Annotated in this window: 15 protein-coding genes; 4 read left to right on the top strand and 11 right to left on the bottom strand. The window is 64.8% G+C overall.

Annotation, left to right across the window (positions count from 1 at the left end; translation table 11 throughout):
• The first annotated feature begins 2 nt into the window (after window positions 1-2).
• The 4 genes from trbF to FFS08_RS00405 are packed head-to-tail and all read left to right on the top strand — an operon-like array spanning window position 3 to window position 3,128.
• Window positions 3-686, top strand: coding sequence for a conjugal transfer protein TrbF (gene trbF, locus FFS08_RS00420; RefSeq protein WP_086129748.1), 684 nt, complete (start codon window positions 3-5; stop codon window positions 684-686).
• On the top strand, window positions 683-1,699 hold the full coding sequence (gene trbG, locus FFS08_RS00415) for a P-type conjugative transfer protein TrbG (RefSeq protein ID WP_086129749.1): 1,017 nt from the start codon (window positions 683-685) through the stop codon (window positions 1,697-1,699). The genes trbF and trbG overlap by 4 nt, the downstream gene beginning before the upstream one ends.
• A complete protein-coding gene (locus FFS08_RS00410; protein WP_086129750.1) occupies window positions 1,699-2,910 on the top strand; it encodes a TraB/TrbI/VirB10 family type IV secretion system protein in 1,212 nt (403 codons plus the stop codon). The genes trbG and FFS08_RS00410 overlap by 1 nt, the downstream gene beginning before the upstream one ends.
• On the top strand, window positions 2,907-3,128 hold the full coding sequence (locus FFS08_RS00405) for a DUF2274 domain-containing protein (RefSeq protein WP_086129751.1): 222 nt from the start codon (window positions 2,907-2,909) through the stop codon (window positions 3,126-3,128). Before FFS08_RS00410 ends, FFS08_RS00405 begins: the two co-directional genes overlap by 4 nt.
• A 12-nt stretch (window positions 3,129-3,140) precedes the next feature.
• Here the strand turns inward: FFS08_RS00405 and FFS08_RS00400 are convergent, their stop codons facing one another.
• The 11 genes from FFS08_RS00400 to FFS08_RS00350 form a co-directional block, all read right to left on the bottom strand.
• Window positions 3,141-3,449: a hypothetical protein gene (locus tag FFS08_RS00400; RefSeq protein WP_086129752.1), complete on the bottom strand. Its 309-nt coding sequence runs from the start codon at window positions 3,447-3,449 to the stop codon at window positions 3,141-3,143.
• 23 nt (window positions 3,450-3,472) lie between these two features.
• On the bottom strand, window positions 3,473-4,399 hold the full coding sequence (locus tag FFS08_RS00395; protein WP_086129753.1) for a LysR family transcriptional regulator: 927 nt from the start codon (window positions 4,397-4,399) through the stop codon (window positions 3,473-3,475).
• Window positions 4,400-4,586: 187 nt separating this feature from the next.
• Window positions 4,587-5,555 carry an MlaA family lipoprotein gene (locus tag FFS08_RS00390; protein WP_086129754.1) on the bottom strand — a complete coding sequence of 323 codons (969 nt, stop codon included), beginning with the start codon at window positions 5,553-5,555 and terminating at the stop codon, window positions 4,587-4,589.
• A 1-nt stretch (window position 5,556) separates the two neighbouring features.
• Window positions 5,557-6,795, bottom strand: a complete 1,239-nt coding sequence (locus tag FFS08_RS00385) for a TolC family protein (protein WP_126001287.1) — start codon at window positions 6,793-6,795, stop codon at window positions 5,557-5,559.
• Window positions 6,795-7,094, bottom strand: a complete 300-nt coding sequence (locus FFS08_RS00380; RefSeq protein WP_086129756.1) for a DUF3240 family protein — start codon at window positions 7,092-7,094, stop codon at window positions 6,795-6,797. Before FFS08_RS00380 ends, FFS08_RS00385 begins: the two co-directional genes overlap by 1 nt.
• Complete coding sequence (locus tag FFS08_RS00375) at window positions 7,087-10,158, bottom strand: efflux RND transporter permease subunit (protein ID WP_086129757.1); 3,072 nt, start codon at window positions 10,156-10,158, stop codon at window positions 7,087-7,089. The genes FFS08_RS00380 and FFS08_RS00375 overlap by 8 nt, the downstream gene beginning before the upstream one ends.
• A gap of 9 nt (window positions 10,159-10,167) precedes the next feature.
• A complete protein-coding gene (locus tag FFS08_RS00370) occupies window positions 10,168-11,277 on the bottom strand; it encodes an efflux RND transporter periplasmic adaptor subunit (protein WP_086129758.1) in 1,110 nt (369 codons plus the stop codon).
• Window positions 11,278-11,341: 64 nt separating this feature from the next.
• Window positions 11,342-12,358 carry a sensor histidine kinase gene (locus FFS08_RS00365; protein ID WP_086129759.1) on the bottom strand — a complete coding sequence of 339 codons (1,017 nt, stop codon included), beginning with the start codon at window positions 12,356-12,358 and terminating at the stop codon, window positions 11,342-11,344.
• A complete protein-coding gene (locus tag FFS08_RS00360; RefSeq protein WP_086129760.1) occupies window positions 12,355-13,032 on the bottom strand; it encodes a response regulator in 678 nt (225 codons plus the stop codon). Before FFS08_RS00360 ends, FFS08_RS00365 begins: the two co-directional genes overlap by 4 nt.
• A gap of 74 nt (window positions 13,033-13,106) precedes the next feature.
• Complete coding sequence (locus FFS08_RS00355) at window positions 13,107-13,796, bottom strand: cytochrome b/b6 domain-containing protein (RefSeq protein WP_086129761.1); 690 nt, start codon at window positions 13,794-13,796, stop codon at window positions 13,107-13,109.
• A 67-nt stretch (window positions 13,797-13,863) separates the two neighbouring features.
• Window positions 13,864-14,565 (bottom strand): VIT1/CCC1 transporter family protein, encoded by a 702-nt coding sequence (locus FFS08_RS00350; RefSeq protein WP_086130084.1) that lies wholly within the window; start codon window positions 14,563-14,565, stop codon window positions 13,864-13,866.
• Window positions 14,566-14,690: the final 125 nt, after the last annotated feature.

The following is a 14,690-nucleotide window of genomic DNA, read 5'->3' as shown; positions in this document are numbered from 1 at the left end:
CCATGTTCCGACGCCCAACCATCCGCTACGGCCAGACCCCCGAGCCGATCACACCCTATCAGCGCGCCGCCCAAGCCTGGGACGACAGGATCGGCTCGGCCCGCGTGCAGGCGAAGAACTGGCGGCTCGCCTTCTTCGGCGCGTTGGCGCTCTCGGGCGGACTTGCAGGGGGCCTCGTCTGGCAATCCGCGCGAGGCCATATCGTGCCGTGGGTCGTGCAGGTCGACAAGCTCGGCGAGGCACAAGCCGTCGCGCCTGCAGAGGCCGACTATCGTCCGACCGATCCGCAGATCGCGTTTCATCTCGCGCGCTTCATCGAGCAGGTGCGCAGCATCCCTGCCGATCCGATCATCGTCCGCCAGAATTGGCTTCGCGCCTACGACTTCACCACCGACAAAGGCGCGCTGTTCCTCAACGACTATGCACGGGCGAACGACCCCTTCGCTCAGATCGGCAAGGTCCAGGTCGCGGTGGACGTGTCGAGCGTGATCCGTGCTTCGCCCGACAGCTTCCGGGTGGCCTGGACCGAACGGCGCTATCAGGACGGCAGCCTTGCCGCCACCGAGCGCTGGTCGGCCATCCTCACCGTTGTTTTCGTGGCCCCGCGCACGCCCGACGCCCTGCGCAAGAACCCGCTCGGGGTCTTCGTCAACGCCCTCAACTGGTCAAAGGAGCTGTCGCAATGAGACGCCCAATGCTTCGTCGCGCCGCCTCGGCGGTCCTGCTCGCCACAACCTCCGTGCTCGCCGCTTGCGCCACCACGTCAGCCAAGCCGCCGGCCATAGCCTATGACAATCCGCCGCCGGCCGAGATCGCGGCCACTCCGGCGCCCGAGCCGCCCAAGCCGGTCGAGGTGGTGGCGATCCCCGAGCCGCTGCCGCTTCCCGGCCAGTTGAAGCCAGTCGGCGAAAGCCCGCGTCCGCCGGAATCCGCCGATCCGCGCAACCGTGTCGGCGCGGCTAACGCGGCTGCCCGCATGCAGCCGGTGCGCGACGGCTTCCTCAATGCGATCCAGCAATATCCGTGGACGGACGGTGCGCTCTATCAGGTCTATGCCGCGCCCGGCCAGGTGACGGACATCGCGCTTCAGGAAGGCGAGCAGCTCGTCGGGGCCGGGCCGGTTGCGGCGGGCGATACCGTGCGCTGGATCATCGGCGATACGACCAGCGGCGCGGGCGCGACAGCTCGGGTGCATATCCTCGTTAAACCAACCCGGCCCGACCTTTCGACCAACCTCGTCATCAACACCGACCGGCGCACCTATCATTTGGAACTGCGCGCGGGTGCAGCAACCTACATGGCGTCGGTGAGCTGGACCTATCCGCGAGATGCGCTGATCGCCTTGCAGGGCCGCAACGCTGCTGCCGCAGCCACCGTGCCGGTCGCGGCTGGCGTGGACCTGACAGCGCTCAATTTCCACTATCGGATCGATGGCGATCGTGCGCCGTGGCGGCCGGCCCGTGCGTTCGATGATGGTCGGCAGGTGTTTATCGAATTTCCGGCGGGGATCTCGCAGGGCGAGATGCCGCCGCTGTTCGTGACCGGTGCGGCCGGCGACGCCGAACTGGTCAATTACCGCGTGCAGGGCCGTTACATGGTTGTCGATCGCCTGTTCGCCGCCGCCGAGCTGCGCCTGGGCGACAAGCGCAGCGAGCAGCGCGTGCGGATCGTGCGCGACGATGGCCGGGAGCGGCGCTGATGAGCGATCCTTCCGACATTCCCGCCGCCGAAGCGGTCGCGGCTCCGGCCGACCGCCAGGCCTTCCAGCTCCGGGGCGATCCGCCGCGCGTCATGCGGCTTTCGCGAAAGGCGCTGGCTATGGTGGGCATCGCCGCCGGTCTCGGCATCGGCGGCTCGCTGATCTATGCCTTGCGGTCAGTCGGTCCGCACGAAGCGAAGGAACTCTACAACACCGACAGTCGCGCGGGCGAGGCGATCACATCCGGTCCCAAGGATTACGGCCAGGCTCCAAAGCTCGGGCCGCCGCTCCCGGGTGATCTCGGTCGTCCGATTGTGTCCGCGCAGCAGCGCGGGGAGGCTGTTCCCGTGCCGCCGATCGGCGCGCAAGCCGGTCAGCCCGATGCCGCCGCCCGAGCCGAGGAAGCAGCGCGCCAGCGCATCAGCCAAGAGCGTGACGCAGCGCGGACCAGTTCGGTCTTCCTGGGCGGCCGCACGGCCACCGTAGCCGGAGCGGCAGCGCAGCCCATCGCCGCCGTGCCATCGGACGCGCCGGCCCCCGCACAGCAGGCCGCCAGCCAGGGCGACCAGGCCGCAAAGCGGGCCTTCATGGCGCAGGCGTCCAACCAGCGCACGGTCAGCGTCGAGCGGCTGACCGCTCCGGCATCACCCAACATCGTCCAGGCTGGCAGTATCATCCCGGCCGCGCTCATCACCGGCATCCGGTCGGACCTTCCCGGCCAGATCACCGCTCAGGTGACGCAGAACGTCTATGACAGCATCACCGGCCGAATCCTGCTCATCCCGCAAGGCGCACGGCTGATCGGCGAATATGATAGTCAGATCACCGCCGGGCAGACCCGCGTGCTGCTCGCCTGGGATCGGCTGATCCTGCCGGATGGCCGCTCGATCGTTCTCGAACGCCAGCCAAGCGCTGATGCCGCCGGATATGCAGGCTTGCAGGATCGCGTCGACCAGCATTGGGGCAACATGCTCAAGGCCGCCGCGATCTCCACCCTGCTCGGCATCGGGGCCGAGATGACGACGAACAACAACAACTCGCTGGTGCAGGCGCTTCGCTACGGGACGCAGGATACCGTCAATCAGACAGGGCAGCAGATCGTGCGCCGCCAACTCGGCGTGCCGCCGACGCTCACCATCCGGCCGGGCTATCCCCTTCGCATTGTCATCACCCGCGATCTTGTCCTCGAACCCATCGGAGGAACGCGATGACCAAGTTGAAGCTGGGGCCGCTGGCCGACGACAGGCCGATCAAGCTCACGATAGAGTTGCCGGCTGCCGTGCATCGTGACTTGCAAGCCTATGCCGCGGCGCTGGCGGCCGAGACAGGCGGCTCGCCTGCCGCACCCGAAAAGCTGATCGGGCCGATGGTCACGCGGTTCATGGACACAGATCGCGGTTTTCGGCGGCGGCGCGCAAAAAGCGATTGAAGCTTGCGGGCCTCAGTGGCCCATGAATTTCTTGAAGCGATCCCGACCCTCGGCTTCCGTCACCGCCTGCTGGGCGTTGGCGCATTCGTCGCCGCGCACCGAGCCGTCTCGGCATCCGGCGACCACGCGCCGCGCTTCATCGAGGTTGGCGGTGAAATACTGCATCCCACGCGCCGCCCCTGGTTCGGCGATCACGGGGGCAGGACTGACGGCCATCGCCGACGTGGCAGGCGGCATGATGATCGGACGCAGCACGAATCCCGCGCCAAATCCGATGGCGAGCATGGCGAGAGCGACGATGAATATCTTTCCTTGCATCATGATGTTTAGCTCCCAAGCGAATATTATTCCGCCGGATTCTCCGAGATGTTGAAGGATAGCGCGTAGCGGGTCTTTATGAAATGGAGGAAGCGCCGAAGTGCGGGATTACTATTGTCGTCGTGCCAGTATCCCGAATATCCGATCAGCATCGGCCCTTGCTCGGCATGAACGGGCCGATAAACCACGTCGGGATAGCGCGCCCCGGTGCTACCTTCGCAGACAATGGTGAGGCCAAGTCCATCGCCTAGCAGGTTCAAGATTGTCTCGCGGCTGCATTGGTGCATTCTGACGTTTGCTTGCATTCCTAAGACGGACAAGCGGCCGAGTAGCATGTGGCGGATTTCCGGGCCGGGGTCCGTTGCGGGGAGAAGAAAACGCTCACCGCGCAGATCGGTCCAATGCACTGTCTCGCGTTCGGCCAAGGGATGGCTGGCAGGTAATGCGACCAGTACGCGCTCGCTCCAGAACGGCTCACGTCGATAGCCGTCGTGGTCCGCTTCCCCCGCCAGAATGGCGATATCTATCTCCCCAATATCAAGGCCAGCAAGCAGGACGGCTCGTTCTGCTTCTACTCCATCCAAGTCGACGTCTGGATGAGCACCGCGCCAGCCAATCACAGTGGCCCGCAGATTACCGGCCGACAATGAACAATAATGTCCGATCATCAACCCGCCAGCGCGACCCTGACCAGCGGCGCGCGTCACGGCGATCAGTTTATCTGCACCAGCGACCATCGGCCTGGCGCCCCGAATAAAGTCTTTTCCTGCGATGGTTGCGCTAACTCCCGAGCGAGACCGCTCAAAAATCTGGACTCCGATTACTCGCTCTAACCTGGCGACGTTTCGACTCAGCGTGGATTGTTCCACGCCCAATGCCCGCGCTGCTTTGTAGAAGCTACCATGATCGGCGGCGGCGATGGCATGGCGGAGCAGGCGGATATCGAAGGGCATTCATTTGCTGCCAGATTCGATAATATTGGGGCGAGGACATATCTCCAGATATCTCCCCGCCCCGCTCGCCAGCGGTTTGTTCTTATTGCTAGCGAGCCCTGACCGTCCAGCTTTCCTCTGGGGGCGAGGAGATGGCAATAGGCGGTCGGTCAATGTTTCGATGTGGTTTAGACGATCAGCGCGCATTTCAGTGCTTTCGTAGCTCATCAATGCTTTTATGAGTGTCCGGCGTGGGGGCAGCCATTTTGCGTTTCCCGCGCAGCACATCGATTTCATCCTGCCGGCGTCGCAGATAATATTCGCGCGCTGTGACATAGGGTTGTGCCTGTGCTCGTTGCTCGCGAAGATCTGCGTCAAACCGGATGCGCCGGTCGAGCGCCCGCGGCACACCGGTCCCTGCGCTGTAGGCCAATCGGTTAAACGGAACGCCGATGGCGGTGGGCAGCACCATGCGATCCATCAGGCCGCCAATCAGGTCCCGGACTGTCGTCGGCCCAACCACTGGCAAAAACAGAAATGCTCCGGGCTTCACGCCATAGAATCCGAAGCTATCGGCGAACCCATTGGGACGATGCGGGAGGCGGAACGGTTTTCGCTTGGCAATATCGAATAGGCCCGCCGCGCCAAGCGTCGTGTTGACCGCGAAGCGGCCGACGGTCTCGGCGGCCTTGCCGACCTTGTGCTGGATCAGGAAATTCAAAAAAACGACAGGTTCGTCGAGATTGGCGAACGCGTTGTGCAGGCCATCACGTATTGGTCCAGGGACGATATGCCGATAGCCCATGGCCACTGGCGCCACCACGGCATGATCGACAGACTGCGTGATTTCAAACGACTTGAGGTTGGCTGGTTCCAGCGGGTCGACGTGGGCTGAGCGCGACGAGGCTGTGACGACAATTGTGTCTTTTGCGTCCGCTGTACCATTCTGGCTTGATGCGTCCTGGCTTGCTGGGCCTTCTTGCTCAACGGGAGACTGTGGGGCCGATGGCGCCAGTTCGAACGCCGGTGGCGTGATGGCGGGCCGTGTCGCGTCTGATGCGGGGCGCGCTACGGCCGAATTTGGCTGCGCCGGCACCGACGCGACTTGATCTGGTCCGAGAAATGGCGGCGGTGAAGAAACTTCGCTCGCGACCGAGGCAAGGAGCAAGCACAGCATCTTATCTTTTCTCCTCGTCCGGCGCCCAGATGCTGTGTGAATCGATCTGAAGCTTCAGGAGCGCCCGGTCGGCTTCCGACCGGGCATCAATTTCCAGGCGGTGCGCCTCCTGCGCCTGCCGCCGGACATAAAGAAGATCGGTCAGATCGATCTGGCCGAGTTGATATCCTCGCGCCATCTTGGCGGCCGCGTCGGCGGCGCTGTGCATCGATAGATCGGCGTTGCGCCAGGCATCGTAGCGGGTGCGGGCGTTGGAAAGGTCCGCATTGGCGATGGCCTGGATATTGCGTTGTATCGCCGCCAATTCCATGCGCGCGGCGTTGGCCTCGGCTGAGGCTTGATCGGCCGCCGCCCGGCGATAGCCACCGCCGAGGGGGATCGAGGCGACGATACCCGCGCCCTTTTCCATTCCGCCGCGCTCGCTGAACAAACGGACTCCGAACGATGGATCAGCGATACGATCCGCCCGAACCCGCTGAGCCGTGACGCCGAGGCGCTGCGCTTCCTTGTCCGCTGCACGAATCTCGTGGCTGCGCTCGATCACGAGATCGCGCATCGTCTCCAGCCCCACATCGGGAAGCGTCGGGGACGCAAGTTCCGGGGGCTCGGATGGCAAGGGAATGTCGGGGAAGGCCGCGGCGAGGGTGACACGCGCCTGCTCGCGGATAGAGAGGGACGATGCCGCCTGTGCGCGGGCCTGAGCGAGCGCTGCTTGCGCCTGGTCAAGATCGAGCTGGGCGGCGTCACGCAGCGCGACTCGCCGTTTCACCGCCGCGATCGATTCTTCCAGCCCCCTGACCGTGTCCATATCGTTTCGATAATGAGTCCCGGCAGTCAGCCAGTCGTGCCAGAGGCTCGACAGGATCAGCGCCGTCTGGTGACGGACATCCTCCATCTGGTTCTCGGCCACCTCGATCCCCAGGGCGCCAGCCTTGCGGTCCAGCGCGGCCTTGCCCGGCAGGCGGAAAGGGCGGCTGATCGTCGTGTCGAACTCGTCGAAACCGCCCTCGCGATCCACCGTGCGGCGGATGTAGCTACCGCTCACCGTCACTTCATGCGGGCCTTTGCGAAGCATGTCGCCGCGCGCTCGCGCAGCCTCGATACGGGCAAGCGCGGCGGCAACGCTGGGATGACTGTCCAGCGCCTCGTTGACCTTCTCTGCCGGCGGCAGGTCGGCGCGCTGGGCGAGCGCAGGCGTTGCGCCAAATGCAAGGCAACAGGCAAAGGCGACGACCCGCATCAGGCGATCCTTCCCTGATCGACGAGCGGAACGGTTCGCCAACGCACTGGCAGATCGTGCCGTGCTTCTTTCACTGCGCGAAGCAAATCCGGCACCATGTCCTCACCGACGATCAGTTCGATAGTCGTGCGCTTGAGTTCGCCGGAGACCCGCTCTGCTGTCCCGGCATCGTCGAAGTCACGACCACGCACATTCTCCGCCCGGATATGAATCGGCGCCCGGGAGATCGCGCGGATGGAGTCGATTAGCCCTTCGGCGTCCGGGACAGCGCAATGCAGGGTGAACAGGAGATCAGGCATTTTCGGGTTCTCCCGCGCTTTCGCCGAAGCGCTCGAACAGGATCGGCAGCAGGATCAGCGTCAGCAGGGTGGAAGTGATGAGGCCGCCGATGACGACGATGGCGAGCGGACGCTGGATCTCCGATCCAGGCCCGCTGGCGAACAAGAGCGGCACCAGGCCGAAGGCGGTGATGCTGGCGGTCATCAGCACGGGCCGCAGTCGCCGCTGCGCGCCGAGCCGTACCGCCTCGGCCATGCCTAGCCCTTCCGTGCGGAGCTGCCGGAAATAGGCGACGAGCACCAGCCCGTTGAGCACCGCGATGCCGAGTAGGGCGATGAATCCGACCGAAGCAGGCACGGAGAGATATTCGCCCGACACCCAGAGCGAGACCAGACCACCGACCATGGCGAAGGGGATATTGGCGAGGATCAGCAGCGACGCGCGGAGCGAGCGCAGTGTCGCCAACAGCACGAGGAAGATCAGTCCCAGCGCGATCGGGATCACCGTCATCAGCCGTGCCGAGGCGCGCTGCTGATTTTCGAACTGGCCGCCCCAGACGATGCTGTACCCTGCCGGAAGCCGTACCTTCGTCGCCACCGCAGCCTTCGCCTCATCGACATAGCCGACCAGATCGCGCCCGGAGACGAATGCCTGCACCAAGGCGAAGCGTGAACCATTCTCATGGTCGAGCTTGACCGGCCCCTGCGTGCGCGCGACCCGCGCCATGTCGCTGACGCGCGCGAGCGTGCCATCAGGCGTGCGCAATTGCAGATCGGCGAAGCGCGCGGCGTCTTTCCGAAGGCTCTCATCGCCTCGGATGACGATCGGCGTCCGCTTCTGCCCTTCCGCCACGACACCCGCGCGCATCCCCTCGACCTGAGCGCGCAAGGCATCCTGCATTTGGTCGACCGGCATTCCGAACCGCCCGGCCGCTGCGCGGTCGATGTCGAGTTGAAGATAGTCCACGCTGTCGTTGGCGACCGTCAGCACTTCCGAGGCACCGCGAACGCCCGACAGCGTGTGCTGGATCTGGCCGGCGAGATCGGCAAGCGTATTGAGGTCGGGGCCGAAGATCTTGACCGCGAGATCGCCGCGCGCACCGGTCAGCATCTCTGAGACGCGCATCTCGATCGGCTGGGTGTAGCTGGGAGTGATGCCGGGAAGCCCCTCCAGCGCCTTGCGGATTTCCTCGATCACAAAATCCTTGTTGCCGCGCCATTCGGAGCGTGGCTTCAATCGGACGAAGCTGTCGGTCTCGTTGAGGCCCATCGGATCGAGGCCGATTTCGTCCGAACCGACGCGGGCGATCACGTCCTCGACCTCGGGCACGGCCCGGAGCGCGCGTTGCACGGCCAGATCACCGGCAACCGACTGGTCGAGGTTGATCGAAGGCAGCTTGGTGAGTTGGACGATGACCGAGCCCTCGTCCATCGTCGGCATGAAGGTCTTGCCAACCGCGCCATAGGCTATGCCAGCCAGCACCAGTCCCAGAGCAGAGAGGCCATAGACCAGCCTTTTGCGCGCGAACGCGCCGTCCAGCAGCACGCGGTAGCGCGGGCCAAGCTGGCGCATGATCCACGGCTCGCCATGGTGGCCGCTTTTGAGGCCGAAGGAGGACAGTACCGGCACCAGCGTCAGCGCCAGCAGGAGAGAGCCTGCGAGCGCGAAGACGATGGTGAGCGCGACAGGGGCGAACAATTTGCCCTCCAACCCTTGCAATGAGAGCAACGGCAGGAACACCAGCGCGATGATGAGGATGCCGGCCGAGACCGGGACGATCACTTCGCTGGTCGCACGAAACACATGGTTGAGCCGGGGCGTATCTCCATCGTGATCGCGGCCGAGCCGTTCGACCACATTCTCGACCACCACCACCGCGCCATCGACCAGCATCCCGATCGCGATCGCAAGCCCGCCAAGGCTCATCAGATTGGCGGAGAGGCCCATGCCGCGCATGAAGAGGAAGGTGATGAGCGCCGCCATCGGCAAGGTCGCGGCGACGATCGCAGCAGCGCGCCAGTCGCCCAGGAACAGGATCAGCAGCACGACGACGAGGACGGTCGCCTCGATCAGCGCTTCTTCGACCGTGCCCACCGCCCGTTCGATCAGGTCGGAGCGATCGTAGAACACATTGATACGCGTGCCAGCGGGCAAGCCGCGCTCGACCTCGGCGAGGCGCGTGCGAACGCCGTCCACCACCTGCCGGGCGTCCGCCCCGCGCAGCGCGATCACCAGCCCTTCGACCGCTTCGGCGTTGCCGTTCTTCGTCACCGCGCCATAGCGAGTGAGGCTGCCGCTGCCGACCGAGGCGACATCGCCCAGCCGTACGATGCGCCCATCACGGCTGGCGATGACGAGCGATTGCAGGTCTTCGGCATTGCGGATCGCGCCAACCGCGCGGACGATCAGCGCTTCCTCGCCATTGGCGAGGCGTCCCGCGCCATCGTTGCGATTGCCGCTTTCGATTGCCGCACGCAGATCGGCAATCGAAAGCTTCGCGGAGGCCAACGCCACCGGATCGGGCCTCACTTCGAAGGTGCGGACATAGCCGCCGAGCGCGTTGACGTCCGCGACGCCGGGCACGGTGCGCAGCGCCGGGCGGATCGTCCAGTCGAGTAGCTCACGCTTCTGCTGGAGCGATAGCGGCCCTTCGATCGTAAACATGTAAACGTCGGAAAGCGGCGTGGAGATCGGCGCCAGACCGCCCGTCACCGATGCGGGTAGATCGCCCATTACGCCCGACAACCGCTCGGCGACCTGTTGGCGCGCCCAATAGATGTCGGTGCCATCGGTGAAATCGATGGTGATGTCGGCGATGGCGTATTTGGCCGCTGAGCGCAGGATCGCCTGATTGGGGATGCCCAGCATCTCCTGTTCGATCGGCGTGATAACGCGGCTTTCTACCTCCTCCGGCGTCATGCCGGGGGCTTTCAGGATTAGCTTCACCTGTGTCTGGGCGATGTTTGGATAGGCGTCGACCGGCAAGTTGACGAAGGCCCATATCCCTAGCCCTGCCGTCACAGCGGCGAGCAGCAGGACGAGCAGGCGATAGGAGAGCGCTGTGGCGACGAGCGAACGCAGCATCGGCCGGGCCTAGCGCGCCGCGGCGAGCGCCTTGAGCGCGCTCGTGCCGGAGGTCACCACCTGTTCACCGGGCTTTACGCCTGAGAGCAGAACGATCCGGCCGTTGCTGGCCGTTCCGCTCGTCACGGGGCGAACCGCGTAACCGCCCTGCGCTGCCACGAACACGGCCGACCTGCCGTCGATCATTGTGACGGCGGTCTCCGGCACGCTGACCGCGCCCGCCGGTGCGGGACCGGAAATCACGATGCTGGTCGCCCGGCCCGCGACGACGCCTGGCCCTGCCGGGATTTCCGCCTTGAGGCTGGCCGAGCGCGTTGCGGGATCGATCGTCGAACCGACGGCGATAATCCGGCCGGAAATGTCAGGTGGCAGATGCACGGTCATACCAAGCCGCACCTGACCGACCAGCCGTTCGGGCAGTTGCCCGATGACTTCATAGCGGTTTGCGGCATCGATCACATAAGGCGCGGTGGTGCCGTCGACCGGATTGCCTGTCTGGATGGCCGCGCTGGTCACGCGGCCCGCGATCGGCGCGGTCAGCGTATAGGAGCCGCTGCCGCCATGGCCGCCCACCATGCGCAGGATACGCGCCTTTTCCGATACGTCCGCATTGCTCTCGGCGGCGATGGCGCGCGCCTCGTCCGCGCGGGCTGGAGCGATGATGCCCTCCCGGCTGAGCTGCGACAGGCGCGCCGCATTGGACTGCGCAACGCCCGCACGCGCATGGGCGCGGGTGAGGTCCGAGCCGAGCGTCAGCACTTCGCGACTGGCGACGGTTGCAAGCGCCTGTCCCTGCCGCACGCTGTCGCCTTCCACCACATACGTCCGGGTGACGACACCGGGGAAGGTCGCGGCCACCGCCACGCGGGCGTTGGCTGGAGGCTGGATCACCGCTGGAATAGTGACGAGCGGGGCTTCCTCGGCAACGGTCGCGGCGGTTAGACGAATGCCCATTTGCGCCGCGCGCTTTGCATCAACGACCAACACCCCCGCGGCAGTCTGCGCTTTATCGGCAGGCGCTTTCGCGGCGGTGGGTTCGGAATGCGGCGCAAGCCACCAAAAGGCCGCCAAAGCGAGCGGAACGGCCACGCCTGCAATCGGATAATATCGTCTGGACATGCCATCCGGCTAGGCGGCGAGTCTGACGGAACCCTGACGAGACAGGCGACAGGTCAATCGGCAGTCAGGGTTCGGGGAAGCGCAGTATCAAATCATGGCGATCGGGATCGGTCTCGAGCGTGCCTTCGTGCGCGGCCATGATCCGCTCGACGATGGCGAGGCCAAGCCCAGCGCCGTCCTTGCTGGCATGATCGGCGCGGCGATGGCGTTGCACGAGATTGCGTAGCCGGTCTGGCGGCAGGCCAGGCCCTTCGTCACGCACGCTGATGCTTGCACCCGGACCAACAAGCACCTGGATGGCGCCGCCGGCCGGAGTCACCCGCACGGCGTTCTCGATGAGGTTGCGCAGCGCCGCCGAAATCGCCTCGCGCCGACCCCGCGTGACGGGCGCGTGAATGCCAGTCACGAGTTCAATGGTCTTGCCTCCGGCAATGATGGCCGGCGCGGCCGCCCCGACGACATCGCTTGCCACATCGCTCAGCGATATCTGCGCCAGCGGGATCTGGGCGACTGCATCGGCATCGATCTGCGCCAGCAGCATGAGCTGATCGATCAGCCGACGCATTGCCGCGACATCCTTTTTGAGCCGCTCCGCATCGTCATGCTCCAACCGATCGAGTTCGAGGGACAGCAAGGCGAGCGGTGTGCGCAGTTCGTGCGCGACATCGGCGGCGAAGGCTTCCTGGCGCTTCGCCGCTTCGTCGAGGCGCGCGAGCAGGTCGTTGACGGCGCTAGTGAAAGGCAGCGCTTCGGTAGGCATCTGCGAATTGTCGATACGGAAGCCGCGCTCATGGCCTTGCACCGCCTCGATCTCCGCCGCTACCTCTTCGAGCGGTCGGAATGCCTGGCGGATCACGCGAAGCACAAGCACGGTAACGGGGATCATCAGAATCGCCACCGGCAGCGCAACATGCTCAAGCATTTCGCGGCTGGCGCGCGCCATCGCCGCTTGCGCATCGAGATGGGCGAAGGTGAAACTGTAGAAGAAGACGACAGCAGCCAGCAGCAGGAAGGTGCCGACCAGACCGATCAGGCCCAGGCCGCGTTTGAGGCGTCGCGATACGGATCGGCGATCGGTCACGCGCCATTGTCCTTCAGCATATAGCCAACGCCTCGAACGGTATGGAGCGCGCCGGTGACGTGAGCATCCTCCAGCTTGCGCCGCACCCGCGAGATCGTGGCCTCGATAGCATTGGGCGTCACAGGATCGCTGAAACTATAAAGGGCATTCTCAATCACGGCGCGATGCACGACCGTTCCCGCGTGCCGCATCAACAATTCCAGCAGATCGGCTTCGCGGCGCGACAGATCGATCTCCTGATCGCCAGCGCGGGCGGTGCGGTTGGCGACGTCGAAATATAGTCGTCCTACCTCGATCACCGGCTGTATCCGCACGCCGGGGCGACGTAGCAGCGCGCGGATGCGCGCTGCAAGTTCATCGATCTCGACCGGCTTCACGAGATAGTCATCCGCTCCGGCATCGAGGCCCGTGATGCGATCCTCCAATGCCCCGCGCGCGGTCAGCATGATCGCGGGCGGCATCTCGTGATATTTTCGGCGGCTCGTAAGCCAGTCGGTTCCGTCGCCATCGGGTAGCCCAAGGTCGAGCACGATCGCGTCATAGGTTGCGCCGCCCATCGCATCCTCGGCCGCTGCAAGGCTATGGGCGACATCACACACGAAGTTCCGGCGCTGGAGGCCGTCTGCGACCAGCGCTGCCATTCGCGCATTATCTTCGATGACGAGAAGACGCATGAATCACTGGAACCTTCGAGGGAGATGATGATCGCTGGCCATGATCCGTTCTAGCAGGGGGCCGTCAGAAGTCTTCAATCCTTGTCCTCGTGATGTTCATGGGCGCCATCGCGCATATGCGGTGTGAACGCGGTCGGCTCGCTCCGAAGGATCAGGATCACCGCCAGGATGATGGTGGCGCTGCCGACCAGCAGCGCAAGTGCTCCGGGCGCCCGCGCGTCACGAGTATCAGGATGAAGACCGGCTCTCTTGCGGCCGGTGACCATCGCGCGAACCAGATTTTCACGAGTGAGAAACGACATCAGGACAACGGCGCCGACATGGAGGGCGACGAGCGCCAGCAAGCCATAGGCAAGCGTTTCGTGGAAATCCTTGTCGAGCTTGTGCGCCGCGACGCTAACACCGCTCCAAAGGACGATTCCGGTCAGGCCAAGCAGGGCGAGGACGGCGATCGCTCCGAGCGGATTGTGTCCGACGGAGCGTTCCGGACGGCCGGCGAACAGCTCGCGCACATGCGAGCCGATCGCCGTCGGTTTGATGAAACGCGCAAAGCGGGCATGTTCGCCGCCGACCAGGCCCCAGACCAAGCGAAACGCCAGCAGCACAGCGGCGCACCATCCTGCCACCATATGCCAACTGGCGATCGGGCTGTCGTCTTCGGACGATAGAAAAGCCACCAGAATGGCCAGAACGAGCAGCCAATGGAACAATCGCAGCGGCGCGTCCCAGACCTTCAACGTGTCCGCCTGAGCGAGATTTGTCATACAATTCTTCCTTCCCGAAGGAAGGGCTAGGCAGATTGTCTGACCGAATCCTGACGAGAACGAGGGGCTATACGACCGTCCCGAACAGCCGCCCGATCCCTGCTGTTGCCGCCATGGCGAGCGCCCCCCAGAATGTCACCCGCAAGACCGAGCGCACCGGCTGCGCGCCACCGGCCCATGCGCCGAGCGTACCGAGCAGTATGAGGAACAGCAATGTCGCGGCGATCTCGATCGGCACGAGACTGGCGCGCGGCGCGACAGCGACCAGTGCCAGCGGCATGAGCGCGCCTGTACTGAAGGTCGCCGCGGAGGTGAGCGCCGCCTGGAGTGGACGGGCGGTCACGACTTCGGAAATGCCAAGTTCATCGCGCGCATGGGCGCCCAGCGCGTCGCTGGCCATAAGCTGATCAGCGACGCGAAGCGCCAAGTCCTTGTCGAGCCCGCGCGCCACGTAAATCTCGGCCAGTTCATTGCGCTCAAGGTCTGGTTGACCGGCCAACTCGCCGCCTTCTCGGGCGAGATCGGCTTTCTCCGTATCGGCCTGCGAACTCACCGACACATATTCCCCGGCGGCCATGGACATCGCGCCTGCGACCAGCGCTGCTGCGCCAGCCACCAATATCCCCGACTTTTCGGCGCCTGAAGCGGCAACGCCGACGATCAGGCTGGCCGTCGACACGATCCCGTCGTTGGCGCCGAGTACAGCGGCACGCAACCAACCGATGCGTGACACCGCATGACGCTCAGGATGGGTTCGCAATCTGCTCATAATGTCCTCGCAAAGCATAGGGTGGTTGTCAGCCTTTTCTGACGAAACCCTGACGGCCGGCATCGCGCACTGGCATGGATGATATAGACCGCCGGCGCGGCAGCCCTGGCCGCCATCTCACCGGG

Origin of the sequence: Sphingomonas sp. 1F27F7B (assembly GCF_005503355.1) — a bacterium.
Lineage (GTDB): Bacteria > Pseudomonadota > Alphaproteobacteria > Sphingomonadales > Sphingomonadaceae > Sphingomonas.
This window is presented reverse-complemented; position numbering and strand designations above follow the sequence as displayed.